Genomic DNA, 326 nt, shown 5'->3' on the forward strand with positions numbered 1-326 from the left:
CACATCGATCTGCGTTTCCACTTCTGTCGCGATCAAGTCGAACAAGGGACCATCAAGGTTGAATACTGCCCGACAGAAGCCATGATTGCTGATGCGCTGACGAAACCAATCAACGCCCCCAAGTTCAAATGGTGCCGCACCGCAATGGGAGTCACAACCTGCAAGTTGAGAGGGCGTGTTGAATACAACTTGCCTGCCTCAAGTACGGACATTCTCCAAGGAAAGTGCGTACCTCCTGTGGGCGCAACCACGGCAAGAGCATGACATAAAGCTGACTGTACGGACTTTACGCATTGGGCTATAAATAGCCATTTCCCAAAGTACCT

At 50.9% G+C, this 326-nt stretch carries 1 protein-coding gene; it reads left to right on the forward strand.

Annotation, left to right across the window (positions count from 1 at the left end; all coding sequences use genetic code 11):
- Nucleotides 1–264, forward strand: a 264-nt coding sequence (locus B5P40_RS33195) for a Ty1/Copia family ribonuclease HI (protein WP_220089786.1), incomplete at its 5' end; no start/stop codon positions are given.
- Between the last annotated feature and the right edge of the window lie 62 nt (nt 265–326).

It is taken from the genome of Bacillus sp. SRB_8 (assembly GCF_003264205.1).
Taxonomy (GTDB): domain Bacteria; phylum Bacillota; class Bacilli; order Bacillales; family Bacillaceae_G; genus Bacillus_A; species Bacillus_A mycoides.